This window comes from Bathymodiolus heckerae thiotrophic gill symbiont (assembly GCF_900180345.1).
Lineage (GTDB): Bacteria > Pseudomonadota > Gammaproteobacteria > PS1 > Pseudothioglobaceae > Thiodubiliella.
The window spans coordinates 1-920 of the sequence record NZ_FXLV01000113.1; the positions used below are offsets into that span (position 1 = coordinate 1).

Consider the following 920-nt stretch of genomic DNA (forward strand, 5'->3'; position numbering starts at 1 on the left):
AGTGGAAAATGTAGAGAGTTATATTTATTTTTACAATTACAAAAGGATTCATTCAGCTATTGGGTATTTAACCCCAGCAGAAAAGATGGCTGAATTGAAAAAAGTGGCTTGAAATGTGTCCAAGTTGGTTAGATCATTACAAGTGCTTTATGGTGAATATTAACAATTATGTTTATGTTGTTCCATTTGTTGTTGATGTAAATAAAAAAGAAATTTTTTTAAAAACTGCTTTTCCTAGTAGAAAGGCTACTAAATTTTATAACTTAAGGTAATCTTATTATGGAAGAAAGGAAATATAAAATACCAGATGAAGAGGTTTATTCTAAAGAGGAATTAGCTTTTTTTAAAGATGTTGAAGATAATTTACTAGCTGGAAAATATAACACTCCAGTAAAAGAATTAGAAGAAAAGAAAAAAATGTATTCCAAAATTGCAAAAAATACTCTTGAAAAGCTAAGTAAGAAAAAGCAATACAGTATTAGATTAATGGAAAATGATGTAGATAAAATTAAATCTATGGCTACCCATAAAGGGCTTTCATACCAAAGTTATATCTCATCTATACTTCATCAAGTAGCTACTAAACAAATAAAGATGTGATAATATTTTATAATTATTAGTAAATTCGCATCATAAGTGCACAACTAAGTTTAACGAGCAGCCGTGTATTTTGCTTGGTCTTTAGGACAAGCAAAAAGCAAAATACACGACAGCCTTTGAATAAAAATCTGAGGTTAGTCAATCTATAATGACTGATTTTCTTAAACGGAGTTGAATACTATGAGACCTTTGCATAAATAGGGATGATTAGCAAAATTCAATTTTTTCCAGATTGGTGATTTTCTTAAACCTTGTCCTAGCAGGGCTAAGGCTGGGTTTAAAAAATTGCCAAGCGGGTGAAAAGTGGATTTTTGATGATT

2 protein-coding genes are annotated in these 920 nt (G+C 29.7%); both read left to right on the forward strand.

Going from position 1 to position 920, the window contains the following annotated elements; genetic code table 11:
- Positions 1-112, forward strand: a 112-nt coding sequence (locus CRYPD_RS07740) for an IS3 family transposase (RefSeq protein ID WP_171004249.1), incomplete at its 5' end; no start/stop codon positions are given.
- A 167-nt stretch (positions 113-279) separates the two neighbouring features.
- The gene (locus tag CRYPD_RS07745; RefSeq protein WP_138146993.1) at positions 280-600 is read left to right on the forward strand and encodes a hypothetical protein; all 321 of its coding nucleotides are present in this window, start codon (positions 280-282) and stop codon (positions 598-600) included.
- Positions 601-920 lie beyond the last annotated feature (320 nt).